Source organism: Agarivorans aestuarii (assembly GCF_019670125.1).
Lineage (GTDB): Bacteria > Pseudomonadota > Gammaproteobacteria > Enterobacterales > Celerinatantimonadaceae > Agarivorans > Agarivorans aestuarii.
Genome location: NZ_AP023033.1, coordinates 4,309,190 through 4,335,555 on the forward strand (window position 1 = coordinate 4,309,190; position 26,366 = coordinate 4,335,555).

The window sequence follows — 26,366 nt, forward strand, 5'->3', positions numbered from 1 at the left end:
TCAAACGAAACTGTGAACTCAGGCACGCCATGGAAAAACGCTATTCCTCTGGTAATTTTCGTAATTGAGCCAAGTTTCCAATCCGCGGCAGGATGAGCTCATATTTAAAACACTTTTGCTGCCGCTTAATTACAGTGTAGTTTCGCCGAGCAGCTCGCGTCCAATAAGGAACTTCTATGTATATCGGTATTGATTTAGGCACCTCTGGAGTAAAAGTTGTGCTGCAGGCTGAAAACGGTGACATTTTAAGCCAAGCCACCGAAAGCTTAACAGTATCTCGTCCTGCACCGTTGTGGTCTGAGCAAGCTCCGCAAGACTGGTGGCAAGCCACTCAAGATGCACTTAGCGCATTAAGCAAACAGCACTCGCTAGCGGAAGTTAAAGCGATTGGCCTAAGTGGCCAAATGCATGGCGCTACCTTACTGGATGCCCAAGGCGAAATTTTACGCCCAGCCATTTTATGGAACGACGGCCGCAGTGCGGCTCAATGTGAAGAAATCGAGCGCGCAGTGCCTAATTCTCGCGATATTGTTGGCAATCTGATGATGCCAGGTTTTACCGCGCCTAAACTGCTTTGGGTTAAGCAAAACGAGCCGGAAATTTTTGCCAAGGTCGACAAAGTACTACTGCCTAAAGATTACTTGCGTTACTTGCTGTCGGGCAACTTTGCCTCTGATATGTCAGATTCAGCCGGCACCATGTGGTTAGACGTAGCCAAACGCGACTGGAGTGATGAAATTCTAGCGGCCACTGGCCTTAGCCGTGAACACATGCCTGAACTATTTGAAGGCAGCGAAGTTACCGGTAACCTTAAAGCAGAACTCGCCGAGCGTTGGGGCATGCCCGCCGTGCCATTAGTAGCAGGTGGTGGCGATAACGCAGCTGGCGCTGTAGGTGTAGGCATTACTAAGCCTGGCCAGGCGATGTTGTCTTTAGGCACTTCAGGTGTTTACTTTGCTGTAAGTGATGGTTACCTAAGCAACCCCGAATCAGCTTTACATAGCTTCTGTCACGCTCTGCCTAGTGCTTGGCACCAAATGTCGGTCATCCTTAGCGCCGCATCGTGTTTAGATTGGGTAGTTAACTTAACCGGCCAAGCAGACGTGCCAAGCATGTTAGCCGCCGTAGAAGCCGCGCCAGAAAGTGATAACCCAGTGTACTTTTTACCTTACTTATCAGGTGAGCGTACTCCGCACAATAACCCAGAAGCCAAGGGCGTATTCTTTGGCATGACTCATTCAACTGGCCCATTAGATTTATGCCGCGCGGTCTTAGAAGGCGTGGCTTATGCCTTTGCCGACGGCTTAGACGCACTGCATGCAACGGGCTTAAAACCAGAAGAAATCACCTTAATTGGTGGCGGTGCGCGCAGTCAGTTTTGGCGTCAAATGCTAGCCGACGTATTTGGCCAAGCAGTAAGTTACCGCTTAGGCGGCGAAGTAGGCCCAGCACTTGGTGCTGCACGTTTAGCCCAACTAGGGGTAACCGAGAATCCAGATCTAGCCGCCATTTGCCCAGTGCCAGAGTTAGTTGAAGTTCACCAAGTGAATGTCGAGCGCCATGCTGTTTACGCTAAACGCCGCGAAACTTACCAAGCGCTTTACCCAAAACTAGCACCACTTTTTTAAGCAATAAACCCAACGAACAGCCATAGCCTTGCTATGGCTGTTCTGCCAGTTAAGTGAACACATCTGATAAATCCGCATTTATCACATGTGCTCACCCCGGCCCATTGAACGTAGTAATACGGAAGACAAATACTATGGCAAAGAACTATCGCGTAGCGCTTCTTTTGAACGCTAACATGGCTTACGACCGAGGCATCATTACCGGCATATCATCATTTGTGAAAAATGGTGCTCCTTGGAGTTTGTTCATTGGAGAACAAAATCTATTTTCGGTGGACGATTTTAGTAAGTGGCAGGGTGATGGCGTAATTGCCGACTTCGACCACCCAGAAATTCGCGATGCGATTAAGTCTCGAAATATTCCAGTAGTGGGCATTGCCAGTAGCGAAACCGTAGCGAATACCATGCAAGATTACCCGGTGGTGATGTCTGACAATAAACAGATCATCAATATGGCGGCACGTTTCTTAAAAATGCGCCGTTATACCCATTTAGCATTTTGTGGTTACCCCAACCGCCCCTTTAATGACTGGTCGGCCAACCGCGAGCAGCTGCTGCGCGATTGGTGTGAGCGTAACCAATGCGCCTATAGCCAGTTTAGTGCTAAAGACAACATTGATACCTGGGACAGTGACTTACAGTGTTTAGTTGATTGGCTCAGCCGCCTACCTAAGCCAGTAGGGATCATTGCTGCCAACGATGTGCGCGCTCGCCAACTGAGCTACGCCTGTCAGCAGGCTAAAATAAACATCCCCGAAGAAGTCTCTATCATGGGGATAGACGATGACGAACTAAACTGCACCTTAAGTTTGCCTACATTAACTTCGGTTCGCCAAGGTACCCGTGCCATGGGGTACTTAACCGCCTCGCTTCTGCAGCCGCTAATGGATGGCAAAAACTTAGTTAAACGCCATCACTTTGTGCAACCTGAACGGGTTATTGGCCGAGATTCTACCGACTTTTTCCATTTTAAAGACAACCTAGTGCGGGGCGCGTTAAGCCTTATTCGAATTAACCAAGGCAATATCAAGGTAAAACAAATTCTGGCCGAACTAGGCTGTTCTCGTGGCGCTATCGATAATAAATTCCATGAAGAGTTAGGCATGTCTCTGCACGCTTACTTGCTCGACACACAGCTTAATTTGGCGCTAGAGCTATTGGTGGATACCGAGCAAACCTTAAGTGAGATAGCTAAAGTGGTGGGCTTTAGCAGCCCGCAGTATTTGTCATGCGCAATTAAGAAACGCTGGAACATGACTCCCGGCATGTTGCGCGAACAAAAGGGTGTAACAAACCGAGAGCTAGCTCCACTTATTGAAGATACCGAAGAGTTAATCGAACAAGCCTAGTTTCATCAAGCTGGCATAATTAGCTGCCGCTATAAGCGAGTAAGCGCAGTGATAGCCTAGCTTGTTGAGTAATTACGCTATTCCAGAGCACAACCAAGAGCTGAGGGTTTGGTAAAAACTTAACCCAACAGATCTGGTGAAGATCAAAAAAACATCATCACTGTTATTAAAACTCTGCGGTGGTGATGCGTTTCTTTTTTCAACAAATCAGCGCACCATGCAAGGGAGTGTGACAGCAACATGAAGCTTGCGTGGCCCAATTCAACAAAACGCTTAATAAAGCGTGATCTGGATCAGGGCTGCGAAAATTCAACATTAGCGCTAAAAAAAGCGTAATTGCGCTTAATTGCCAGTCTGGCACTTTAATACGGACATGAAGCTTAGCTTTGGTCAATGACCTTCAACCAATAATGAAGGCTCGCCAAACAAGCCGCACAATTAGTTTTCATTACAAGGGTCTATACATCTTATGAGTTCTCTACTTACACAGCTAAAACAATACACCACGGTTGTTGCCGATACCGGCGACTTAGACACAATGCGCAAATTCTCACCTGAAGATGCCACCACAAACCCATCGTTAATTGTTAAGGCCTTAGGTTTACCTGAGTACTCAAGCCTACTTAAAGACGTAGCCGACTGGGCTAAAACCCAATCAAACGACCAAGCCGAACAAATCGAAATGGCTGCCGACAAACTGGTAGTAACTATTGGTTGTAAAGTACTTGAGTTAGTACCGGGTCGTATTTCTACCGAAGTAGACGCACGTTTGTCATTTGACACCGAAGCCAGCATTGCTAAAGCACGCCGCTTAATTGAGCTTTACCAAGCGGCTGGCATTAACAAAGAACGTGTATTGATTAAGTTAGCCTCTACTTGGCAAGGTATTCGCGCCGCAGAGCAATTAGAGAAGGAAGGCATTAACTGTAACCTTACTTTGTTGTTCTCATTTGCCCAAGCCCGCGCTTGTGCCGAAGCTGGCGTATTCCTTATCTCACCTTTTGTTGGCCGTATTCTTGATTGGTACAAAGCTAAAGACGCTAACGCAGACTTCGCTGGAGCTAAAGATCCGGGTGTTATCTCGGTATCAGAAATCTACAGCTACTACAAAGACCACGGCTACAACACTGTTGTGATGGGCGCAAGCTTCCGTAACATCGGCGAAATTGTAGAACTTACCGGTTGTGACCGCCTAACCATTGGCCCAGCCTTACTTGAAGAGCTAGACCAAACCGAAGCGCAACTAGACGTTCGCCTACAAGATAGAGGTGTTAGTAAAAACCGTCCTGCTGCAATGACCGAAGCAGAATTTTACTGGGCGCATAACGAAGATGCCATGGCAACGGAAAAACTGGCAGAAGGTATTCGTGCCTTTGCAGTTGACCAAGTGAAGCTAGACAACATGCTAATTGAAGCGCTAGAAGCTTAAGATTTATTAATTATTAGGAAATAGAAGATGACTCACCCTCGTCAACAATACGCTAACGCAATCCGCGCTTTAAGCATGGACGGTGTACAACAAGCAAAGTCGGGCCACCCTGGCGCACCTATGGGCATGGCAGACATTGCCGAAGTACTATGGCGCGACCATTTAGCGCATAACCCTAGCAACCCAAGCTGGAGCAACCGCGACCGCTTTATTTTGTCTAACGGCCATGGCTCTATGTTGTTGTACTCGCTACTTCACCTAAGCGGTTACGCACTGCCAATTGAAGAGCTTAAAAACTTCCGTCAGTTACACTCTAAAACCCCGGGTCACCCAGAATATGGTTACGCACCGGGCGTAGAAACCACGACCGGTCCACTAGGCCAAGGTATTGCTAATGCTGTAGGTATGGCGCTAGCAGAGAAAATGTTAGCCGCACAATTCAACCGTGACGGTCACGATATTGTTGACCACTTCACTTACGCCTTTATGGGCGACGGTTGTTTGATGGAAGGTATTTCTCACGAAGTATGTTCATTGGCCGGCACCCTAGGTTTAGGTAAGCTAATTGCGTTTTGGGATGACAATGGCATTTCTATTGACGGCCACGTTGAAGGCTGGTTTAGCGATGATACTCCAGCACGTTTTGAAGCTTACGGCTGGAACGTGGTACGCGATGTTGATGGTCACGATCCTGAACAAATTAACGCAGCAATTGCCGCGGCTAAAGCCGACATTACTAAACCTACGCTAATTTGTACTAAAACCATTATTGGTTTTGGTTCACCAAATAAGTCTGGCTCGCATGATTGTCACGGCGCACCTCTAGGTGATGAAGAAATTAAAGCGGCTCGTGAATTCTTAAACTGGCCACACGCCGCGTTCGAAATCCCAGCAGATGTTTACCAAGCTTGGGATAACAAAGCTAAAGGCAGCGAGCACGAAAACGCTTGGAACGACAAGTTTGCCGCGTACAAAAAAGCCTACCCAGAGCTAGCTGCCGAATACGCACGTCGCGTAGAAGGTCAGTTACCAGAAAACTGGAAAGCTGAAACTCAAGCTTTATTGCAACGCTTGCAAAACGAGCCAGCAAACATTGCTAGCCGCATGGCGTCTAAAAACACCCTTGATGTAATTGGTAAAATCTTACCTGAATTGCTAGGTGGTTCTGCCGACCTTGCACCATCAAACCTAACCTTCCACGCTAGCTCTAAATCAGTAAGCGCAGAGGATGCCTCAGGTAACTACTTACACTACGGTGTACGTGAGTTTGGTATGTCGGCAATGCAAAATGGTATTGCTTTGCACGGCGGCTTTGTTCCTTACTCGGCCACCTTCTTAATGTTTATGGAATACGCCCGCAACGCGGTACGTATGGCAGCATTAATGAAACAACGTTCTATTTTTGTTTACACCCACGACTCTATTGGTCTTGGCGAAGATGGTCCTACTCACCAACCGGTTGAGCAAGTGGCTAGCTTACGTTTAACACCAAACATGGAAACATGGCGTCCTTGTGACCAAGTTGAATCAGCTGCTGCTTGGATCAATGCCGTAGAACGTATTGATGGCCCGAGTTCGTTAATCTTCTCTCGCCAAAACCTTGCTCAACAAAAACGTAGCGGTGAACAACTAGAGTTGATTAATCGCGGTGCTTACATTCTTAAAGACTGTAGTGGCAGCCCAGAGCTTATTCTTATCGCCACTGGCTCAGAAGTAGAGCTGGCTGTTGAAGCCGCAGCCAAGTTAAGCGAGCAAGGTAAGCAAGTGCGTGTTGTATCTATGCCTTGTACCGAGCGTTTCGACAAACAAGATGCTGCTTACCGCGAAGCAGTACTGCCAAAAGCTGTTCGTGCTCGTGTAGCGGTTGAAGCACTACAAGCCGACTTCTGGGGCAAATACGTTGGCTTAGATGGCGTAACTGTAGGTATGACAAGCTTTGGCGAATCGGCACCTGCTGGTGAGCTATTCAAACTATTTGGCTTTACTGTAGAAAACGTAATAGACCAAAGCTTAAGCTTGCTCAATAGCTAAGATTTTTACCTATCGAGCTAAAGGCGCTGATGATTCAGCGCCTTTTTTTTCATCTTTAAATGATGTTAATTGACAAGCAAAGCCGAAAAAGTAAGACTCAACTCACCAAACCAAAGTATTTACTCTAGCTAAACCACTGATCTTAAACAGCTGTCTATACTTATTGTTGGGGCTTGAAAGATACTAAAAAGGACTGTTTTTGCAGCTATTCTCAAGGGTAATGATAACGCTTATCGTAAGCTTGCTTGTTAGCCAAGTAAAAGCGGAGCCCTTACGTTTAGTTTATCCAAATTTTCCTCCTTATACTTATGCCAGTGACGAGCAACCAGCTGCTGGTAACTTTCTAGTCGACAAAATCATGCAAGTGCTGGAACAGCCATACAAAATGGCCCCGGTACCCAACTACAAACGCGCGCTTAGCGATGTGCAATACGGCGTGGCCGATGGTTTTTTCTTTGCATCTCAGAACAGCCAACGCGATGCTATCGCCGAGTTTTCGATGCCCATTGTTTACAACAATTGGAGTTGGTTTTTCCGCTATGACAGCTATTTCGATCCAGATGCCAACAACTTTAAGACCGACGTAAAAGTTGCCTCAATTGAAGGTACCAATACCTTACGCTGGCTTAATACTCATCACTTCAAGGTGGTTGGCAAGCAAAAAAATGTTGCTAAACTTGCGCAGCTACTGTTTGACCTAAAACGCATAGACGCCGCATTTTTGTCGGCCGATGTATTTAAAAGTAGCCATGTTCACCCCAACCTAGTAAGTGGTGAATATATTGAAGTTGTGCAGCGTTCTGCCCCCTTTGGTATCTACATTTCCAAGGCTTACTTGGAACAACATCCCGGCTTTATGCAAGACCTCAACCGAGCCATCAGCGAAGTGCAAAACAAATACTTAGACAACACTTACTCGTTGTCGGGACTAAAGCGCAACGCTGATTAAGCGCCCTTATACACTCAATAAATCAAACACTCGCAACTAGTGGCTGCAATTAACTCATACCAGCATTTACCGCTAGGCAAACATGGGTTTCATGCCATACAAGATAAGATGAATAGCTTTTCATCCAGTGTTTACCGCTTAAAACACCACTAAATAGCATTACGAAATTTCACACACCCGCAATGTTATTGCAGATTTTTTGAAAATTCCTAAAAAAGCGCTGTTTAAAACGCGAGTTAGCGCACGAAAAGTAAATAGCTGAAAAAAGTCTGCATTTTTCATAATTGAGAGAAAGCTAAGCAAGGCTAACAATAAGCTCACAGAAGGAGATTGGTTCTCCGATGAAAACGCATTCTTTTTTAGGAGTAGTTCCATGGCTCAATATTTTGACCAGTTTGAAAAAATCGCATACGAAGGACCAGAGTCCACTAACCCACTAGCGTTCCGTCACTACGACGCGAAAAAAGTAATCATGGGTAAAACCATGGAAGAGCACCTACGTTTTGGTGCTTGTTACTGGCACAACTTCTGCTGGGATGGTTTTGATATCTTTGGTACTGGCACTTTCGACCGCCCTTGGCAGAAGCCTGGCAACGCGCTTGAAATGGCTAAGATGAAAGCTGACGTAGCCTTCGACTTCTTCTCTAAAGTAGGCACGCCTTACTACTCTTTCCATGACGTAGACGTAGCTCCAGCGGGTAACTCTATTAAAGAGTACGCAGAAAACATGAAGGTGATGATGGACGTGCTTGCTCAGAAGCAAGACGAGACCGGCATGAAGCTTCTTTGGGGTACAGCAAATGCATTCTCAAATGCACGTTACATGTCTGGCGCTGGCTCTAACCCTAACCCAGAAGTATTTGCTTACGCTGCGAGCCAAATCTTCACTGCTATGAACGCAACCAAAATGCTAGGTGGTGAAAACTACGTATTATGGGGCGGCCGTGAAGGTTACGAAACCTTGCTAAATACTGATCTACGCCAAGAGCGCGAGCAGCTAGGTCGCTTGTTCCAAATGGTAGTAGAGCACAAACACAAAATTGGCTTTACCGGCACAATCTTAATTGAGCCAAAACCAGCTGAGCCTACTAAGCACCAATACGACTACGACACTGCAACTGTTTACGGCTTCTTGAAGCAATTTGGTCTAGAAGACGAAGTGAAAGTAAACATTGAAGTTAACCACGCTACTCTAGCGGGTCACTCTTTCCATCACGAAATTGCGACTGCTATTTCACTAGGCCTATTTGGTTCTATTGATGCTAACCGCGGTGATGCGCAATTAGGTTGGGATACTGACCAATTCCCGAACAGTGTTGAAGAGTGGACGCCAGTAATGTACGACATCTTGCGTAACGGCGGCTTTAAAACTGGTGGTTTAATGTTTGATACTAAACTACGTCGCCAAAGTATCGATCCAGCTGACTTCTTCCACGGCCACATTGGCGGCATGGACACTTGTGCCCTTGCACTAGAAAAAGCAGCTAGCCTAATTGAGAGCCAAGAAATCAGCAACATCGTTGCAGATCGCTACGCTGGTTGGAGCGGTGACCTAGGTAAAGCCATTATGACTGGCGATTACAGCCTAGAGTCTTTAGCCACTCAAGCAATTGGCGACAACATTGACCCTAAACACGTATCAGGTCGTCAAGAAGAGCTAGAAAACATTGTTAACAAACATATTTTCAGCAAGTAAACACTAAGCCTATTCCTTATGTGTACTCGATTTGCCGACGCTATGCGTCGGCTTTTTTTATGCCCTCATCAAGACAAACTAGCACCATTAACTACTCCAACTTCTAGATCTAAAGGATCCACCCCCTGTAAGCAACCAGCATTTACTCGAGTAAGTTCTGGCGCTGTACGCGGGTTATGAAAAGTATAAATACCACAGTGTTTACAAAAGTAATGCTTGGCCACTTTGGTGTTCCATTGATACAAGGTAAGATCCTGCTCCCCCTGCAGTAAGCTAAAGCTATCAACTTCGGCGGTCACCATTACGATGCCCTTACGCTGGCACAAACTACAATTGCAGCGCACCGCAGGTTCCAAGCTAGTACGTAAACTAAACTTCACTGCCCTACAGTGACACTGACCTTGATACTGATGGCTCATTTCAGGCCTCCAATGAATAGAAGAGAATGCTAACGTTAGGCGCCAGTGATAATAATATCTAGTTATTTACCAATACTTAGTCGTGAGGTCTAAGCATCAATCATTGCAATATCATTAGATAACACATTAATAACATAGATAAAGCATAAAGCCCTAGCGAGCAACGATGTTTTGCACTACCATTAATAACAATTAACTCACTATAGGTAGAACATGGATCGTTCGATTAGCAACAAGCTTGGCCTATGCATGCTACTTTTTAGCTCGCAAGCACTACATGCTCAAAGTCCACAGCCGCCAGCGCTAGTATTAGCCAGCGATTATCAGCAAGGTTTAGACCTGCAAAACTATTGGGTATGTGAAAAGTACGACGGCGTAAGAGCCTACTGGGACGGTAAACAGTTACTTAGCCGCGCAGGCCATGTCATTGAAGTTCCTCAGACAATCAGCAAGCAACTGCCCGAGATGGCGGTAGACGGTGAACTGTGGCTAGGTAGAGGCAGATTTAGTGAACTCGTCAGCCTAATAAAGCAACAATCGCCTAACTTGAACAAATGGCAAGAGGTTCAGTTTGTGGTGTTTGACTTACCCCACTACCCCGGCCCTTATCAGCAGCGCTACCGCCACTTGCAAACTTTGAGCAGCACTAGCGAGTTCATGCGGGTTCCGGTTTATCGCGCCTACCCAGGAAGGCCAACACTAGAACAACAACTGGCTAAAATTAGTGCCGAAGGTGGCGAAGGTTTAATGCTACGTGACCCTCAATCCATGTACCTTCCAACACGCAGTAATGCCCTAATCAAATACAAAAGTTACCAAGACGCCGAGGCTAAAGTGGTCGCCTATAGCGATGGAAAAGGAAAATACCGTGGCATGCTTGGCGCATTAGTGGTGCAAGACCAGCAAGGCCGGCAGTTTAAAATTGGCAGTGGTTTAAGTGACCAATTACGTGCTGACCCACCACCTATTGGCAGCTTGGTGGAATATCGCTACAACGGACTCACCGAGCATGGCAAACCCCGCTTTGCGCGTTTTGTTAGGGTTCACCAAACCTTATAATTGAGGCTACTTCAGGTTTTTATTGCGCTCTACATCAACCAAGTAATCACCCTCAAGCCAGTTGCGGCCTATCAGCAATTTATAATGCATTTTGCTGCGATCGCGCAGGTTTACATCCACGGTTTTAGCCTGCCCTTGCCAAGCAATCGCCAAGGCAACTTTGTAGCGAATTTCTAGACCTTGAGAATTACGCACCGCTGCAACATCGGTAATTAAGGCTTTACCTTGGTGCTTTTCGCCATGTTCGTTCTCGGTGGTAAATTGCAAATACTTACCAACATTTTTACGCATAAGCGGGCGCACCACAGATTTCTGTTCAGCTTCGCTGTAGTCAGCAGGGTCGATGTTTTCACCATCAATCACCCGCATGTTTTCTGCGTGCAAAGAAGTGCTGGCTGCCCCGGTATCAATCCGAGTTAAAAAGCTTAAGTCAGCTTCTACTACTTTAACGTGCTCTGCAGCACCCACAGTAAGTTTCTCGGCCATTGCGCCACTTACCACGGTAAGTACTAGCGTTACGGCTACTAGTAATTTCTTTAACACATCACACCTCTTTACTTGTTATTAGTCTTAAACCACAACTTCTAACTAATGACTGCGGCTTAAGGTCGCATACCTTAGCATGATTCTCTATAATTTGCGGTAAGCTCAAGGATGAGGACTCCCATGAGACGACTCGCAGTTTTCTTACTAATCATCAGCTCTGGCCTGTGCCAAGCTAAAACCATCGATATACAAAGCTTTGTTTTTCCACCTTATATAATGGTTAATGCTCAGGGTAAGGCCGAAGGCATCATTGTAGAATTGATTCAACAAAGCTTTGAGAAACTAGACGTTGAAGCCAACTTTGAAATTAGCAATTGGGCCCGCGCCTTTGCTAAAGTAAAGAGCCACCAAAGCCAAGGCTTGATTCCCACTATGCGAACTCCCGACCGTGAAGCGTATTTTTATTATCCTGATACCGCGTTTTTGCTGCTAGATCAGCATTTAATTGCACATAGCTCTTGGCAAGGAAATCAATTCTCTGGTGACTACGCCGAGCTAGATGACTATCGTATAGGAAAAGTTCGCAATGCCCGCATCTCACCAAGTTTTGATAATGCACTAAGTCAGCAAGTATTCGACGTAGAGAAACACAACAGTGTAGAAGGGTTGGTGAAATCCTTATTGCGCGGGCGACTAGACATGATTGCCACCGACAGTCGCCAAGCTCAGCTGGTTGCCATGCAAGAGGGACAAGCAGACAGTATCAAGCTGATTAAACCTGCCTTGGGACAAGTACCGGTATACCTAGCCTTTAGCAAACAACAAGTAGACCTTGAGTTTGTTGAGCGCTTTGATCAGCAACTTAAGCTGCTACTAGAGCAAGGGGCACTAGAACAGCTAGAAGCAAAATACTTGCACTAGCCTAGTACCCGATCCCAGTCTTTCCACACCACTTGATAGCCAGCTTGTTTTACTGCATCGGCGACTACTTCTGGGCGGCGTTCGTCACTAATTTCAAACTGTTCAAGCGCTTTGGTGCTATCGTCTGCATAACCACCAGGTTGAGTGCTCGAAAATGCACTCATGCTGGTAATGCCAAGGGGAATAGCATGATTACGGAAGTGCTCAGACTCTCGGGTAGATAGCGACAGCTCAACATCTGGGTTAAACAAACGATAAGCACAAATAAGTTGTACTAATTGTTTGTCGGTCATCACCGATTTGGGCTGGAAGCCGCCTTCACAAGGGCGCAAGCGTGGAAAAGAAATTGAAAACTTACTCCGCCAATATTTGCGCTCTAAATATTGCAAATGAGCAGCTACATAAAAACAGTCACTGCGCCATTCATCCAAACCAATTAGTGCGCCAATGCCCATTTTACGAATACCAGCCTCTCCTAAACGTTCAGGAGTAGCAAGGCGAAAATCGAAATCGCGTTTTTTACCTTTAGGGTGAACCTCGGCATAGCGGTGGCGATTATAGGTTTCTTGATAAACCATCACCGCGTCTAAGCCAAGGCTAATCAACTCCTCATACTCGTCTTGCTCAAGGGGCTGAACTTCCATAGAAACATGAGAAAAACGCGCCTTAATTCTTGGCAGAACTTCGCGAAAGTAATCCATACCCACTTTACGTTCCGACTCACCGGTAACTAATAGAATATGGTCAAAGCCTAGCTGCTTAATAGCTTCTAGCTCAGCGTCTAACTGCGCCATATCTAAGGTGACGCGACGAATTTTGTTGCCCATGGAAAAGCCACAATAGTCACAAACATTGCTGCACATATTGCTGAGATATAAGGGGATATAGAATTGCTGAGTTTTGCCAAAGCGCTGCTGAGTTAAACGCATACTGCGCTGTGCCATAAGCTCAATGTAAGCTTCAGCAGCCGGTGAAATAAGCGCCTGAAAATCATCAAGGTCCAGCTTATCTTTGGCCAGCGCTCGCTCTACATCAGCAGCGGTTTTACTGTTTATTGCCATATGAACAGCGGTATTGTCGTAACGGGCTAATTGCTCAGCAAAACTCATGGGCTTCTCTAATTACAAAGTATCTAAAAATGCAGTGAGGGGACTCGATGCCTCAGCGTGACGCAACTCTGCGCCCAAACCTGCCAAGTAGGCACTACGCCCAGCTTCAACCGCTTGAGCAAATGCCTTAGCCATTGCTACCGGATCTTTAGCCACTGCCATAGCAGTATTAACCAACACTGCATCTGCGCCTAACTCCATAGCAAGAGCAGCATCTGAAGGCGCTCCAATACCCGCATCAACCACTACCGGTACATTGGCTTGCTCAATAATAATCTCTAAGAAATCGCGGCTACGTAGCCCTTTGTTAGTGCCAATAGGCGCGCCTAAGGGCATCACTGCGGCACAACCAACATCTTCAAGGCGTTTGCATAATACGGGGTCAGCATGTACGTAAGGCAACACCACAAAACCTTGTTCTACCAACTTCTCTGCTGCGGCTAAGGTTTCGATAGGATCGGGCATTAAGTACTTAGGATCTGGATGAATTTCTAATTTGAGCCAATTAGTGCCTAGGGCTTCTCGAGCTAACTGGGCGGCAAATATCGCTTCTTCAGCGTTACGTGCCCCCGAAGTATTAGGCAATAGGTTCACCCCTGCTTGAATAAGCGGAGCCAGAATATCGTCTTGCTGATCTTGCGCATCGACACGTTTCATCGCCATAGTAACTAGCTGGCTACCGCTAGCTTGAATACTTTGACTCATTAACTGTGGGGTCGCAAATTTGCCAGTGCCGGTAAACAAACGGCTGGTAAAACTCTTATCTGCAATCTTTAACACAAGGCTTCCTCTTATCCGCCAGCAATGGCGCGAAATACTCTTACTTTGGCTTGGTCTGCCAGCTTGGTGCTTGCCCACTCGCTGCGAGTCACAATGTTGCCATTAAGCACCACCGCAATGCCTTCAGGTGCTTGCAGGTGCAATGCCAATAGTTGCTCAATGTTGAGCTCAGCATCAAGCGACTGCGCTTGACCATTAAATTCAATATTAATCATGATGTTTGTTTATCTTTTCCACATACCGGACAGTTTGCATCGGCGTTCACGTTAAGGTGAAACCATTCAAGGCTATGCGCATCAAAACTGGAAAAACGGCCGAGTTGAGCAGAAGGAATGCCCGCTATCAATTTGATCGTTTCTAAGGCTTGCAGGCTACCAATGGTGCCTACAACTGGGCCAAGAATACCAGCATTACTGCAGTTGAGTTGCTGTTCACTGGCATTAGGAAATAGGCAGTGATAGCAGCCTTGTTCAGCCTGGCGAAAATCAAACACCATTAACTGTCCATCAAAGGCAACCGCAGCTCCACTAACTAGTGGCACTTTGGCCATAACACAAGCTTGGTTTACCGCATAACGGGTAGCGATGTTGTCACTGCAATCAAGCACTACATCGGCTTGAGCCACTTCCATGGCCAGCAACATCTCATCCATTTTACGGTTAACGGTTCGCACCTGAATGTTTGAGTTTAGAGCTTGCAAATGCTGCTTAGCCGCCACGACTTTAGGCTGTTTAATGTCGTCTTCTCGGTACAAGACTTGGCGCTGTAAATTAGAGCTGTCTACTTCATCAAAATCTGCCAACACTAATTTGCCAACACCAGCCGCAGCCAAATACAAGGCTGCAGGTGCGCCCAATCCGCCCATGCCAACCAGCAATACCTGCGCACTCTTTAACTTGAGCTGCCCCGCTTCACCAACATCCTTAAGTAACAGATGGCGGCTATAACGAAGAACTTCTTGATCGCTTAAGGTTGATTGCTTGCTGGTTTGGCTCATAGTGCTTCCTAATGCTGACTGGCTATTTATTGGCTGACAATGGCTTCTAGCTCAGCAACTGCCGCAACCGGATCGGCTGCTTCGGTAATTGCCCGTACCACTGCCACACTGCCCACACCACATTGCCAAACTTGTTTCGCTCGAGGCAAATCGATGCCTCCAATGGCTACCAAGGGGTAATCTTGCATCAACTGAGCATAACGGCTGAGTTTAGCTAAACCTTGCGGCTTAGATGGCATATCCTTGGTTGTAGTAGGGAAAATGTGTCCAAGTGCAATATAACTTGGTTGCAGCTGGCTAGCACGTAGCAATTCAAAATAACCATGGGTACTAATGCCCAAACGCAAACCTGCGGCAGCAATTTGTTGCAAGTCGGCCACTTCTAAATCTTCTTGGCCTAAATGCACACCATAAGCACCATGCTTAACCGCCAGTTGCCAGTAGTCATTAATAAATAAACGCGCTTGATGTTGGTGCCCCAAATCAATGGCACGTTTAACATCAGCTTCAACCTCAGCATCGGTTTTATCTTTAATCCGCAGCTGAATGGTTTTAATGCCCATATTTAACAAGCGCTCAATCCATTCAACACTGTCTACAACAGGATAAACACCCAGCTTATTAGTGTCACAGCGCGCAAAAGGCACAGCCTCTGGCCAAGACTCGCTTAAGCCAAATTGCTTACCCAGCTCGGTTTGCGCCGACTCTACCCGTGGGAAATTTACCCGCTCTGTAGGCCACCCAAGATGGGCTAGATTGCCACGCCCAGTAACTTGCTTTAAGCCTTGATAAACATAGGCTTTAGCAATAACCAAAGCGTCTTCCATGAAAAAGTCATGGGCTAAGGCAGAAGCCAAGGCAGAGGCTAAAGTACAGCCGGTACCATGGGTATGCGGTGCGTCAATCAACTCGCTCGACAATACAATTTCACGCTGGCCGTCGGTGAAATAATCCAAAGCTATCTTGGGAGTTAACGCTAAGTGTCCGCCTTTGGCCCACACCGCTTTTACGCCTTGTTGAAGCAAAGCTGCGCAAGCCTGTTTTAGCTCAGCCACACTGTTTAACGCAACACCACTTAAGGTCGCTAGCTCTGAGGCATTAGGTGTTAGCACATCGGTTTGCGCCAATAATGCAGGCAAGGCTTGCATGAGATCATCCAGCGATAAACTAGCACCTGAGCTTGCCACCAATACCGGGTCACACACCACCAACGGAGGCTCGGCCCAAGTCGCCTTATAAGTGGCAATTTTATCTGCCACAACACGCACTAATTCTGCACTGCCCAACATGCCAATCTTAATCACTTTAGCGGGGTTGGTGGCCGCAAGCGCATCTAGCTGCGCCGCTAACAATTCAGGTGAAGACGGCTGAATGGCCGTCACTCCCTTAATGTTTTGCGCAGTTATCGCTGTTACTGCGGTGGCGCACTCCACCTCAAGATCATGGGCAGTTAGCAAGTCAGCTTGCAAGCCTGCACCCGCACAACTATCGCTACCAGCAATAGTCCAAATTTGCGGACGCAAACCTTCAGCAGTTTCCAGCTTAAACTTCATCGCTGGTCTCGGCGCGCAGTGGCGAGTGGTAAATCTCGGCACCTTTGTTTCTAAACTCAGCAGATTTTTCTGCCATACCGTCGGCCACAAAACCTAAATCGGCCAATGGCTCGTCAATCATTTTGATTTCCAGCTCGTTGGCATAATCACGCACTTCTTGAGAGATTTTCATTGAACAGAACTTAGGTCCACACATTGAACAGAAGTGAGCCACTTTAGCCGACTCTTGTGGTAAGGCTTCATCGTGATAGGCACGCGCAGTGTCTGGGTCTAAGGCTAGGTTGAATTGGTCTTCCCAGCGGAACTCGAAACGCGCTTTACTCATCGCATTATCCCGAATTTGCGCACCAGTATGACCTTTAGCTAAATCAGCCGCATGAGCAGCGATCTTGTAAGCAATCATGCCTTGCTTCACATCTTCTTTGTTAGGTAAGCCTAAGTGTTCTTTAGGGGTTACGTAACACAACATGGCACAACCAAACCAACCGATCATTGCAGCACCAATGCCCGATGAAAAGTGATCGTAGCCAGGAGAGATGTCGGTGATTAATGGACCAAGCGTGTAGAACGGTGCTTCATGACACTCTTCTAATTGCTTCTCCATGTTCTCTTTAATCATTTGCATTGGCACGTGGCCAGGGCCTTCGATAATCACTTGAACATCGTATTCCCAAGCCACTTTTGTTAGCTCACCTAAGGTCTCTAGCTCAGCAAATTGTGCTTCATCGTTGGCGTCGGCAATCGAACCAGGACGCATGCCATCACCTAGCGATAGTGATACATCGTAGGCGGCACAAATTTCACAAATCTCACGAAAACGCTCATACAAGAAGCTTTCTTTATGGTGGGCTAAACACCACTTAGCCATAATTGAACCGCCACGCGATACAATGCCAGTAACTCGCTTCGCCGTCATTGGTACGTAACGCAGCAATACACCTGCGTGAATCGTGAAGTAATCCACCCCTTGCTCGGCTTGCTCAATCAGCGTGTCGCGGAACACTTCCCAAGTAAGGTCTTCGGCAACGCCGTTCACTTTTTCTAAGGCTTGGTAGATAGGCACGGTACCAATTGGCACAGGAGAGTTACGAATCACCCATTCGCGGGTTTCGTGAATATAACGGCCAGTAGATAAATCCATTACCGTATCTGCGCCCCAACGGCTGGCCCATACTAGTTTTTCTACTTCTTCTTCAATCGAAGAGGTCACCGCTGAGTTACCAATGTTGGCGTTTACTTTAACCAAGAAGTTACGACCAATAATCATTGGTTCGGCTTCTGCGTGGTTAATGTTAGATGGGATAATGGCGCGGCCGCGAGCCACCTCATCACGAACAAACTCACCGGTAATATGCTCAGGCAGAGAAGCACCAAAGGAGTGGCCTTTTTGCTGCTCGGCTAACAGGTCTTCACGGATTTTATCGCGACCCATATTTTCACGAATCGCAATGTATTCCATCTCTGGAGTCACAATGCCTTGGCGAGCATAATGAAGCTGGGTTACAGTTTTACCTAATTTAGCTTTGCGTGGCGTAGGTAAGCTTTCAAAGCGGATATGGTCAAGGCCTTCATCTGCTAAACGCTGCTGTGAGAAATTAGAACTAAGGCCAGTTAACTCTTCAGTATCGCCACGCTCTGCAATCCAAGCTTTACGCAACTGCGGCAAACCTTTGTGAACATCTAGCTCAGCTTTTTCATCGGTGTAAATACCCGAGGTATCGTAAACACGCACTGGCTCATTTGGCTCAAGCTTTGGTTCATCTTTGGTGCCACCTACTAAACTGTCAGACAGGTTAATTTGGCGCATGGCGACTTGGATATCGTCTCGACTTCCCTGAATATAGATTTTTTCTGAATTTGGAAAAGGTTGGCCTTGCAGGTTATTAATGTATTGTTCTGCTGCAGCTCGAGTTTCGCGTCTTGACATGACTGGCCTCTAAATAAAAATTTAAGTAATGAGGCTTGTCGGATGTAGGAAAAGTAACCAAATGTTAGACCAAGAGTGCATTTTTACACTAGTGGTAACAGAAGGAATTGATTACTTATCTTGTTCCCTGCGCAGGCATTATCCTGATCAAGTTATACGGATCCCACACAACGTAGCTTAGCTAACCGTGGTCTCAGCCTTTCGGCACTCCGACAAGAGAGCCGAGTATAGGGCCGATAAAACCAAACCACAATAGTGATATTAAGAAAGCCAATGATGATATTCGCTATTTTGCTTAAAACTAGGCTAACAGGTTTAGATAGGCATTTGGCCTAAGCCAACAATGGGATTAGAAGAAACTTTGCGGAATATTAAGTACATCACCAGCAGAAACACGGTCTTCAAGGCTTACTCGCTCGCGCTCATCGGGAGTCGCCCCTTCTGCTTGTATAGTAATTTTGCTTTTACCGGCACGCTCGGTAAAACCACCTGCAAGAGTGATAGCACGATTTACCGTTAAGCCGGGTTGATAAGGGTAAGCACCTGGGCGAGCCACTTCACCATTAATAAAAAAGGGCCGGTATTCAACCATGGTTACTTGCACCATTGGGTCAACTAAATAGTCACCCTTTAGGCCATTTTGGATCTGTAACTGCAGCTCGGTGAGGGTAAGGCCACGTACTTTTATTTCACCTAAAAAGGGGTAACGAATAAACCCGTCATCAGATAAACGGGTTTCCAAGCTAAGCTCTGGCTCACCGTATACGCTTACTCTAAAGCTATCACCTGCCGCTAAACGGTAGTTACTCACCGTTTCAGCATGCGAAGAAAAACACAGCACGCCGACTAGTAAAACTAGTCCTTTTTTAAGGCGCGCAATGTGTTTTCTCATAATTAACCCTTGGTCATAAACTCAGTCTCAACTTAAGACTGGTAACTTGCTTATCATAGGTAACGGCCTGAAGCGTAGAATCTTTATCTCTCCATAGCTGCCAAAGTGAAATTTCTAGCCAGCGACGAAATTGATAGCTCACGCCTATCCGGCCTTCATATATTTTGTCTTGTCGCTCCACACCAACATAATCATCGTTGTCGTAACCAACCGTAAAGGTTGTCGCTAGGCGCTCTTGCCAGTAATGCTCCCAGTCTAAAGTGATATTGGTATTGTCGATAACATCACCACCTTGCTCCGGGGCCTTGGCTTGTCGACCACCTTCCACACTAAAGGTGGAGTAGGTGCGAGGCGACCAATCGGCAGCTAAAGACCAGCTTAAATCGCTAAACTTTTCACGTTCACCTTCTTTAAAGTCACGTTGTTGCCAACCGATTTTAGCGCGACCATTGGTTTTACCGGTAATCGCCCAGTCTCCGCCTACAAAGCCGAAAAAATCGTTAAAGTCGCGACTTGCTGTATTTGGCTCGATGGTTTTGTAGTCACTTTTGCCAGCCTTAAGTTCTGCCAATAAACGGGTAGCCGAAGATACCCGATAGAAGAAGCGGGCACTGCCATCAAAAGCATTACGATCACGATACTGAGTAACATCACGAAAGTTTTGGTAATCCAGCTGACGAGCATTGGCTTCTAACTCGATTTGCGCGGTAGCGCTTCTGGCACCAAAGCCATATAAACCATGCAGCTCATGGAAGTTATATTGCACGGGCTCATCAATCACGCCACCTACACCAGAGGAAATACCTTCACCACGTTGATCATGGTCACGGCGAAAATCGTAACGCAATTTAGCACGTTGGCGAGCGCTAAACTCCCATTCGCCATTTACCCGTAGATGATGATCTAAGAAGTTATCTTCAGAGCTGTCGAAGTACTCGCCCCACACCAAGCGATATGCCGCATAATAAGTGCTTTTTTCTTGCTCAGAAATAGCAGCAATGGCTGGCGAGACAATGGTTCCCCAGGAAGAAATTTGGTCAGTATTACTGTTGGTAAGGTTGCTGTCGTATAAACCTAGTACTTCAATACTAGGTACAACACCTACTCCGTCTGCACTATACCACTTGGCAGGCTGCATGTTGGCCAAACTAGGGCCTGCAATTGCTAGGGCTGGCAGCAAGATGATCCCTATCTTGCGCATCGATAATCCTCCAAAACGTCTTTAGCTACCTTAGCAAAGGCCAAGGACTAGGCTCAACGCTTTTTATCCACCTTGCGTAGATTAAATGTGAATATTGTGTGTCATTTGGCGATAAGGCTTTAGCGGCTGTTGAACTTTCTAGCTGATTTTCGCGGACAAAACTTAACCGCGAAAAATCGGCAGCCCCTAGTATTGAAACTGCAAACCAAGGCTAAACAACAAGGCGATGAAAAAACTTAGCTTGGCGGTGAGCTGCAATTGCTTGTCCAGTAACTGATGCTGGCGCGCCAGCATCACGGTTTTTGTTACCTTCATTAAGACTAAAGCAGGCAACAAACACAGCCAAGCAAAATTAGCGCTACTTTGCCAAACAATAAAGCTGGCAAATAGCAATAAAGCCAGCGCCACCAATACCAAGTGGTAACGACGGGCATTACGCTCGCCTAAGCGCACCGCCAAGGTGAGCTTTCCAGCAGCTTTATCAGGCGAAAAGTCTCGCAAATTATTAATATTGAGCACTGCCGTCGCTAGCAAACCATTGGCAGCCGCTATCATCATCACTGGCCAACTCAGGCTTTGGGTATGCAAGTAGTAAGAGCCCATTACGCCCAGCAAACCAAAGAACAAAAACACGCTAATATCACCAAAACCACGATAACCGTAAGGTCGAGAGCCCATGGTATAGGCCATGGCCGCAACAATCGACAGCCCACCTAAAGCGACAAACCCTAACCAAGCCTGTAGGTTGCTGCCCAAACTTACCGCCAGCAGCGCGATACCGCTTAAGGCAGCCAATAGCGCAAGCACAATAATGGCTCGAAGCATTTGCTGCTTAGTCAACAATCCAGCTTGAATCGCACGAGCGGGGCCCACTCGAGTATCATCATCAACCCCACTTACAGCATCGCCATAATCATTGGCTAAATTGGAAAGAATTTGCAGCAATAAGGCCGTTAGCAAGGCTAGCAGCAACACAGGCCAAGCAAAGATTCCCTCAGAATAGGCCAGTGCAGAACCTAAAATTATCGACGCGCTCGCTAAAGGCAAGGTGCGTAAACGCGCCGCATGAAGCCATGATTTCAAAGTAATATTCAACATTAAGATAAGAACTTAGCGCCTATTATTGCTCAGCATCAAGGCTGAGCCAAATCTGACTATAAACTTGTAACAAAAACAGCTACATTGAAACGGTGTAATAAAGCAGGAATAGTTAAGGTGAGACTCACTGCTAGCCAGTTTCAAAATGCCATAAACCAGCTTAGGCTATTGCCGCAGCAGGGTTTTCAGCAGGTTTGTATAAAACTGCCAAAGCTCGATCTTCTCGCCTGGCTTAACCAGCAACAACACACCACCCGCGGTTACTGGAAAAACAAACGCCAGCAACAAGTTGCCTTTGTGGGCGCGGCTAAATCGGTGCTCGACTTAGAACAGCTGCAATCGGTGTGTGACCAATTAGACCCACACAATAACCAGCTGCGCTTTTATGGCGGCATTGCCTTTGCTCGCCAAAGTGCTCTTTGGTCAAGCTTTCCGCATCGCCGCTTTATTCTGCCGCGCTTTGAAATACGTTGTGACGGCGAATATACCCGCTTGTTCATCAATGCTAATTTTGAACATCAACCAGAGCTAGAGTATCAGCGCATCGAAAAGGCCTTTGCTGCCTTAAAACCAGCACAAGCCCTGCAGCACACGCCACTTAAAGCCTTGTCTCGCCAAGACCAACCTAGTCGCGAACAATGGCAGCACTTGGTTAAGCAAGTCACCAGCGAAGATTTTCAACAACACACCGCCAAAGTTGTGTTGTCTCGGCAAACCAATTTGCAACTAAACGCCGAAATAAACGCTTTTTCTTTGCTACAACAATGGCAACAAAAAGAACGTAACTGCTACAGCTTTTTATTTCAGTTTGATGGAGTAACCAGCTTTTTAGGCTGCAGCCCAGAACGTTTGTATTCTCGTGAAGGCAGCCAATTGGTCAGTGAAGCATTGGCCGGCACTGCGCCACGTGGAGAAACCAGCGAGCTAGATGCTCAACTGGGCGAACAGCTACTAGAAGACGCCAAAAATAAGCTAGAAAACCAACTGGTAGTGGATGATTTAACCCGCCGCTTAAAAGAGCTAAGCCTGCATGTACGCACCTTAGATAATCTAGAGTTGCTAAAGCTAGATAGAGTGCAGCACTTAAAACGCAGGATTCAGGCCCGTATTAGCCCCGCCTTAGACGACCGCTCGTTATTACAAGCTTTGCATCCCACTCCCGCAGTAGGCGGCTTGCCACGTTCTTCTGCAGTGCAATACATTCTTAAAAATGAAGGCTATGCCCGTGGCTGGTATGCTGGCGCAGTAGGTTGGTTAAGTGGCGCCCAAAGTGAGTTTTCGGTGGCTATTCGCAGCGCCTTAGTTACCCCTCAACACTTGAGCACCTTTGCTGGTGCAGGCATTGTGGCAGGCTCACAAGCTGAACAAGAATGGCAAGAACTCAACCACAAAATCGCCACGGTATTGCAGTTGGTAGATAAGGACCTACTCCTTGATTAAAAATATTAATATTGCCTGGGCTGAGTGCTTAATAGAAGATTGCATTCGCCACGGCATTGAGCACTTTTGTATCGCCCCCGGCTCTCGGTCTACGCCATTAACTTTAGCGGTGGCTAAGCACCCTAAAGCCACTAGCCATTGCCACTTTGACGAACGCGGTTTAGGCTTTTTTGCTTTAGGCTTAAGTAAGGCTCGCCAGCAAACTGTAGCCATTATCACCACCTCGGGCAGTGCGGTTGCTAATCTTTACCCAGCGCTGGTTGAAGCAAAGCAATCGAGCATTCCATTGTTAGTGCTTAGCGCCGACCGACCGCTTGAGCTTGTGGCTGTTGGTGCTAACCAAGCCATCGAACAGCAGGGGATGTTTGCCAACTACCCGGTATATAGCGGCCAACTAGCCGAACCCAGTGTTGATGCCTCACTTGCCAATATGCTTAGCGAGCTGGGTCATGCCTTAGCGCTGCAGCAACAAACGCCTGGCCCAGTGCATATAAACTGTCCTTACCGTGAACCCTTTTATCCTGAACAAGCTAAACAAGATTTAACTGCACTTTATAAGCAACTTGAAGCTTGGATAAACAGCGGCTCGCCCTATTACCAACAACATCCTAATAGCTCCCAGCCGGTCGTTAGTCAGCAGTGGCCAGAGCTACTCGAAAAGTCCAAAGTTTTGGTAATAATAGGCCAGCAAACGGCCGAGCAAAGCCAAGCCATTATAACTTGGGCGCAGCAAGCAGGCTGGCCAGTGGTAGTCGATTGCCAAAGCCATTGGCAAACAGCTCAAGAAGGTGCTGGGCTGATTCAACACGCAGAGCTATTACTCGCCAACTCGCGATTTGCCGAACAAGTACAAGCCGAACTGATAATTCAGTTTGGTGGCAAGCTGGTGTCGAAACGCCTTAACCAATGGCTGGCCAAGAGCTCAGCACAGTACTATTTAATTGATCAATCAGCGCAGCGGGTAAACCCCGGCCACAGTATCCAGCAGCGCTGGCAATGCAGCGCCCAAGCTTGGCTACACGCTCATCCGGTTAAGGCAAGCGCTACTAGCCAGCAGTATTTAGAGCGATGGACCCAAGCTCAACAAGCCATTAGCGAGGAGGTTAATGCTGCCTTACTCGATTACTCTGAGCTAGCAATATGCGCACAAATTTCCGTCCAGCAGAACCCACAATCGGCGCTATTTATGGGCAATAGCATGGTCGTGCGTTTGTTTGAACTACTTGGCCAGCCTTGCCAAGCAGAGCATTACTTTGCCAACCGAGGGGCTTCGGGCATTGATGGTTTATTAGCCACCAGTGTGGGAGTTGCCGAAGGTCTGCAACAAACGTGTACTTTGGTGATTGGCGATACCTCGTTATTGCATGACTTAAACTCCTTAAGCCTTGCCGCTAATAGCCAGCAAAATTTAGTGATAGTGCAGTTTAACAATAACGGCGGCGAGATATTTAATCTGCTACCAGCACTATCACCTGGTCCGCAAGATCAACAGCTAAGCAAACAGTATTACCAGTTGCCTCATCAGGCCGACTTTGCCGCAGCAGCAGCCACCTTCAATTTGGCTTATCAACAGGTGGTAAATTTCGAACAATTCAGCCATGCTTTTGAGCGCGCACAGCAACAAGCCGGAGCCAGCTTGATTGAAGTCTGCTTTACTCCAGGCGATGCCAGTGCGCGTTATCAATCTTTAATTAGTCAGGTAGCCAGCCACGATGCACTTTAGCGTTTACGGACAAAGCCAACACCCCTGTTTAGTTTTTTTACATGGATTTCTAGGTAGCGGTAGCGACTGGCAAGCGCAAATTGCAGCGCTTAGCCAGCACTACTACTGCGTAACGGTGGATATAGCTGGCCATGGCATGAGCGCCCAGCAGCGGCTCAAACCACGCAATGCCTTTAAAGATTTTAGCCACCAGCTCACCGCATGCTTAAAGCGCCTTAAAATCGCCCATTACCATTTAGTGGGTTACAGCCTAGGTGGACGCTTAGCGCTGCAACACGCTTTACTTACCCCCAAAGGTATTGAACGACTGGTTATCGAATCTGCCAACACTGGCTTAAGTGATGAAGATGCACGCCAACAACGTTTAGTGCACGACAACCGCTGGGCAGACCGCTGGTTAACAGAGCCTCTGGATACGCTAATCAACGAATGGTACCAACAAGCAGTATTTGCCAACCTAACTAGCCAGCAGCGGCAGCAGCTTATCCGACGCCGCCAACATCAAGACCGACAAGGTATTGCCGCAACCTTGCGTGCAACCAGCTTGGGTTTGCAACAAGACCTTAGTCGGCAACTTGGTCAGTTAAAAATGCCGCTAGATTTTATTGGTGGAAGCCTAGACAATAAATACCAAGCGCTAGCCAAACAGCTACAACAAGATTACCCGCGCCTTAAATGTCACATCATTGAAGGCGCTGGGCACAATTGCCATTTTGAACAACCGACACTGTTTCTCGAACAACTGTCCAGTGTCCTCAATAACGATAGAGAAGAGAATGACTCAAATTGATAGCTCAGCAGTAACTTGGCAGGATGCCGACAATGGATACGAAGATATTCGCTACCATAAATCCCCCTGCGGCATCGCCAAGATCACCATTAACCGCCCGCAAGTTCGCAACGCTTTTCGCCCTTTAACCGTTCAAGAAATGATGCACGCCTTAAACGATGCGCGCATCGACCCTGAAGTGGGTGTGATTATTCTTACTGGCGAAGGTGAACTGGCTTTTTGTTCTGGCGGCGACCAATCGGTGCGTGGTGATTACGGCGGCTATAAAGATGACCAAGGGACCCATCACCTAAATGTATTAGATTTTCAACGTCAAATTCGTACCTGCCCTAAACCTGTGGTAGCCATGGTAGCCGGTTACGCTGTAGGTGGTGGCCATGTATTACACATGATGTGTGACTTAACCATTGCCGCCGACAACGCCAAATTTGGCCAAACTGGTCCTAAAGTAGGCTCCTTTGATGGTGGCTGGGGAGCCAGTTACATGGCGCGCATAGTCGGCCAAAAGAAAGCGCGCGAGATTTGGTTTTTATGCCGTATGTATGATGCAAAAGAAGCACTGGATATGGGCTTAGTGAACACCGTAGTGCCCTATGCAGAGCTAGAAAAAGAAACCGTGCAGTGGTGTCGTGAGATGTTGCAAAACAGCCCTATGGCTCTGCGCTGTTTAAAAGCGGCACTCAATGCTGATTGTGATGGCCAAGCAGGCTTACAAGAACTCGCTGGCAACGCCACCATGCTGTTCTATATGACTGAAGAAGGCCAAGAAGGCCGAAACGCCTTTAACGAAAAACGCCCGCCTGAGTTCAGTAAATTTAAACGTAATCCATAACGGCAATGGTGAAGGGCAGAATCCTCGTATGCTTTAGCGAGTTTTCTGTCCAACTCT

Annotated in this window: 23 protein-coding genes and 1 riboswitch; of the genes, 12 read left to right on the forward strand and 11 right to left on the reverse strand. The window is 47.1% G+C overall.

Going from position 1 to position 26,366, the window contains the following annotated elements; translation table 11 throughout:
* The first annotated feature begins 176 nt into the window (after positions 1-176).
* From xylB to xylA, 6 genes are all read left to right on the forward strand, one after another.
* Complete coding sequence (gene xylB, locus K5609_RS19910) at positions 177-1,628, forward strand: xylulokinase (RefSeq protein WP_221075147.1); 1,452 nt, start codon at positions 177-179, stop codon at positions 1,626-1,628.
* A gap of 134 nt (positions 1,629-1,762) precedes the next feature.
* Positions 1,763-2,977, forward strand: coding sequence for a XylR family transcriptional regulator (locus K5609_RS19915; protein ID WP_016401989.1), 1,215 nt, complete (start codon positions 1,763-1,765; stop codon positions 2,975-2,977).
* Positions 2,978-3,446: 469 nt separating this feature from the next.
* A complete protein-coding gene (tal, locus tag K5609_RS19920; RefSeq protein ID WP_221075148.1) occupies positions 3,447-4,406 on the forward strand; it encodes a transaldolase in 960 nt (319 codons plus the stop codon).
* A 27-nt stretch (positions 4,407-4,433) separates the two neighbouring features.
* On the forward strand, positions 4,434-6,437 hold the full coding sequence (gene tkt, locus K5609_RS19925; RefSeq protein WP_221075149.1) for a transketolase: 2,004 nt from the start codon (positions 4,434-4,436) through the stop codon (positions 6,435-6,437).
* A gap of 199 nt (positions 6,438-6,636) precedes the next feature.
* Complete coding sequence (locus K5609_RS19930) at positions 6,637-7,386, forward strand: type 2 periplasmic-binding domain-containing protein (RefSeq protein WP_221075150.1); 750 nt, start codon at positions 6,637-6,639, stop codon at positions 7,384-7,386.
* Positions 7,387-7,759: 373 nt separating this feature from the next.
* Positions 7,760-9,082 (forward strand): xylose isomerase, encoded by a 1,323-nt coding sequence (xylA, locus tag K5609_RS19935; RefSeq protein WP_221075151.1) that lies wholly within the window; start codon positions 7,760-7,762, stop codon positions 9,080-9,082.
* A 68-nt stretch (positions 9,083-9,150) separates the two neighbouring features.
* On the opposite strand, the gene K5609_RS19940 is transcribed toward xylA, so the two are convergent.
* On the reverse strand, positions 9,151-9,501 hold the full coding sequence (locus K5609_RS19940; RefSeq protein ID WP_221075152.1) for a GFA family protein: 351 nt from the start codon (positions 9,499-9,501) through the stop codon (positions 9,151-9,153).
* A 213-nt stretch (positions 9,502-9,714) separates the two neighbouring features.
* Between K5609_RS19940 and K5609_RS19945 the strand changes: the two genes are divergently transcribed.
* Positions 9,715-10,560, forward strand: coding sequence for a DNA ligase (locus K5609_RS19945; RefSeq protein ID WP_221075153.1), 846 nt, complete (start codon positions 9,715-9,717; stop codon positions 10,558-10,560).
* Between the two features lie 6 nt (positions 10,561-10,566).
* Here the strand turns inward: K5609_RS19945 and K5609_RS19950 are convergent, their stop codons facing one another.
* Complete coding sequence (locus K5609_RS19950) at positions 10,567-11,103, reverse strand: putative ATP-dependent zinc protease (protein ID WP_221075154.1); 537 nt, start codon at positions 11,101-11,103, stop codon at positions 10,567-10,569.
* Between the two features lie 123 nt (positions 11,104-11,226).
* On the opposite strand from K5609_RS19950, the gene K5609_RS19955 reads away from it, so the two are divergent.
* Entirely contained in the window at positions 11,227-11,967 is a 741-nt protein-coding gene (locus K5609_RS19955; protein ID WP_221075155.1) for a substrate-binding periplasmic protein, read from the forward strand.
* Here the strand turns inward: K5609_RS19955 and thiH are convergent.
* From thiH to K5609_RS20000, 9 genes are all read right to left on the reverse strand, one after another.
* On the reverse strand, positions 11,964-13,076 hold the full coding sequence (gene thiH, locus K5609_RS19960; RefSeq protein WP_152783053.1) for a 2-iminoacetate synthase ThiH: 1,113 nt from the start codon (positions 13,074-13,076) through the stop codon (positions 11,964-11,966). The two genes, K5609_RS19955 and thiH, sit on opposite strands and share 4 nt — an antisense overlap.
* Positions 13,077-13,088: 12 nt before the next feature.
* Positions 13,089-13,856, reverse strand: coding sequence for a thiazole synthase (locus K5609_RS19965; protein WP_220719979.1), 768 nt, complete (start codon positions 13,854-13,856; stop codon positions 13,089-13,091).
* Positions 13,857-13,867: 11 nt separating this feature from the next.
* Positions 13,868-14,071: a sulfur carrier protein ThiS gene (gene thiS, locus K5609_RS19970; RefSeq protein WP_221075156.1), complete on the reverse strand. Its 204-nt coding sequence runs from the start codon at positions 14,069-14,071 to the stop codon at positions 13,868-13,870.
* Positions 14,068-14,853, reverse strand: a complete 786-nt coding sequence (locus K5609_RS19975; RefSeq protein ID WP_221075157.1) for a HesA/MoeB/ThiF family protein — start codon at positions 14,851-14,853, stop codon at positions 14,068-14,070. The genes thiS and K5609_RS19975 overlap by 4 nt, the downstream gene beginning before the upstream one ends.
* Positions 14,854-14,879: 26 nt before the next feature.
* On the reverse strand, positions 14,880-16,406 hold the full coding sequence (thiE, locus tag K5609_RS19980; protein WP_221075158.1) for a thiamine phosphate synthase: 1,527 nt from the start codon (positions 16,404-16,406) through the stop codon (positions 14,880-14,882).
* Positions 16,396-18,333, reverse strand: coding sequence for a phosphomethylpyrimidine synthase ThiC (gene thiC, locus K5609_RS19985; protein WP_246611903.1), 1,938 nt, complete (start codon positions 18,331-18,333; stop codon positions 16,396-16,398). Before thiC ends, thiE begins: the two co-directional genes overlap by 11 nt.
* A 107-nt stretch (positions 18,334-18,440) precedes the next feature.
* Positions 18,441-18,555, reverse strand: a riboswitch (TPP riboswitch).
* Between the two features lie 127 nt (positions 18,556-18,682).
* Complete coding sequence (locus K5609_RS19990) at positions 18,683-19,225, reverse strand: polysaccharide biosynthesis/export family protein (protein ID WP_221075159.1); 543 nt, start codon at positions 19,223-19,225, stop codon at positions 18,683-18,685.
* A 13-nt stretch (positions 19,226-19,238) separates the two neighbouring features.
* Positions 19,239-20,426, reverse strand: a complete 1,188-nt coding sequence (locus tag K5609_RS19995; protein ID WP_221075160.1) for an outer membrane beta-barrel protein — start codon at positions 20,424-20,426, stop codon at positions 19,239-19,241.
* Between the two features lie 186 nt (positions 20,427-20,612).
* Positions 20,613-21,509, reverse strand: a complete 897-nt coding sequence (locus tag K5609_RS20000; RefSeq protein ID WP_246611904.1) for a 1,4-dihydroxy-2-naphthoate polyprenyltransferase — start codon at positions 21,507-21,509, stop codon at positions 20,613-20,615.
* A 132-nt stretch (positions 21,510-21,641) separates the two neighbouring features.
* On the opposite strand from K5609_RS20000, the gene K5609_RS20005 reads away from it, so the two are divergent.
* From K5609_RS20005 to menB, 4 genes are read left to right on the forward strand one after another with little or no spacing between them, the layout of a single operon-like run.
* Positions 21,642-22,964, forward strand: a complete 1,323-nt coding sequence (locus tag K5609_RS20005; RefSeq protein ID WP_221075162.1) for an isochorismate synthase — start codon at positions 21,642-21,644, stop codon at positions 22,962-22,964.
* Positions 22,957-24,687 carry a 2-succinyl-5-enolpyruvyl-6-hydroxy-3-cyclohexene-1-carboxylic-acid synthase gene (menD, locus tag K5609_RS20010; RefSeq protein WP_221075163.1) on the forward strand — a complete coding sequence of 577 codons (1,731 nt, stop codon included), beginning with the start codon at positions 22,957-22,959 and terminating at the stop codon, positions 24,685-24,687. Before K5609_RS20005 ends, menD begins: the two co-directional genes overlap by 8 nt.
* Positions 24,677-25,477: a 2-succinyl-6-hydroxy-2,4-cyclohexadiene-1-carboxylate synthase gene (gene menH, locus K5609_RS20015; RefSeq protein ID WP_221075164.1), complete on the forward strand. Its 801-nt coding sequence runs from the start codon at positions 24,677-24,679 to the stop codon at positions 25,475-25,477. Before menD ends, menH begins: the two co-directional genes overlap by 11 nt.
* Entirely contained in the window at positions 25,464-26,309 is an 846-nt protein-coding gene (gene menB, locus K5609_RS20020; protein ID WP_221075165.1) for a 1,4-dihydroxy-2-naphthoyl-CoA synthase, read from the forward strand. The genes menH and menB overlap by 14 nt, the downstream gene beginning before the upstream one ends.
* Positions 26,310-26,366 lie beyond the last annotated feature (57 nt).

Excerpts from the sequence above, each read along its gene's own strand:
- thiS (WP_221075156.1), bottom strand. The coding sequence starts at position 14,071 with ATGATTAATATTGAATTTAATGGTCAAGCGCAGTCGCTTGATGCTGAG.
- K5609_RS19945 (WP_221075153.1), top strand. The coding sequence starts at position 9,715 with ATGGATCGTTCGATTAGCAACAAGCTTGGCCTATGCATGCTACTTTTT.
- K5609_RS19995 (WP_221075160.1), bottom strand. The coding sequence starts at position 20,426 with ATGCGCAAGATAGGGATCATCTTGCTGCCAGCCCTAGCAATTGCAGGC.
- menH (WP_221075164.1), top strand. The coding sequence starts at position 24,677 with ATGCACTTTAGCGTTTACGGACAAAGCCAACACCCCTGTTTAGTTTTT.
- xylB (WP_221075147.1), top strand. The coding sequence starts at position 177 with ATGTATATCGGTATTGATTTAGGCACCTCTGGAGTAAAAGTTGTGCTG.
- tal (WP_221075148.1), top strand. The coding sequence starts at position 3,447 with ATGAGTTCTCTACTTACACAGCTAAAACAATACACCACGGTTGTTGCC.
- thiH (WP_152783053.1), bottom strand. The coding sequence starts at position 13,076 with ATGAGTTTTGCTGAGCAATTAGCCCGTTACGACAATACCGCTGTTCAT.
- xylA (WP_221075151.1), top strand. The coding sequence starts at position 7,760 with ATGGCTCAATATTTTGACCAGTTTGAAAAAATCGCATACGAAGGACCA.
- thiE (WP_221075158.1), bottom strand. The coding sequence starts at position 16,406 with ATGAAGTTTAAGCTGGAAACTGCTGAAGGTTTGCGTCCGCAAATTTGG.
- thiC (WP_246611903.1), bottom strand. The coding sequence starts at position 18,333 with ATGTCAAGACGCGAAACTCGAGCTGCAGCAGAACAATACATTAATAAC.
- K5609_RS19990 (WP_221075159.1), bottom strand. The coding sequence starts at position 19,225 with ATGAGAAAACACATTGCGCGCCTTAAAAAAGGACTAGTTTTACTAGTC.
- K5609_RS19915 (WP_016401989.1), top strand. The coding sequence starts at position 1,763 with ATGGCAAAGAACTATCGCGTAGCGCTTCTTTTGAACGCTAACATGGCT.
- K5609_RS19955 (WP_221075155.1), top strand. The coding sequence starts at position 11,227 with ATGAGACGACTCGCAGTTTTCTTACTAATCATCAGCTCTGGCCTGTGC.
- K5609_RS19940 (WP_221075152.1), bottom strand. The coding sequence starts at position 9,501 with ATGAGCCATCAGTATCAAGGTCAGTGTCACTGTAGGGCAGTGAAGTTT.
- tkt (WP_221075149.1), top strand. The coding sequence starts at position 4,434 with ATGACTCACCCTCGTCAACAATACGCTAACGCAATCCGCGCTTTAAGC.
- K5609_RS19975 (WP_221075157.1), bottom strand. The coding sequence starts at position 14,853 with ATGAGCCAAACCAGCAAGCAATCAACCTTAAGCGATCAAGAAGTTCTT.
- menB (WP_221075165.1), top strand. The coding sequence starts at position 25,464 with ATGACTCAAATTGATAGCTCAGCAGTAACTTGGCAGGATGCCGACAAT.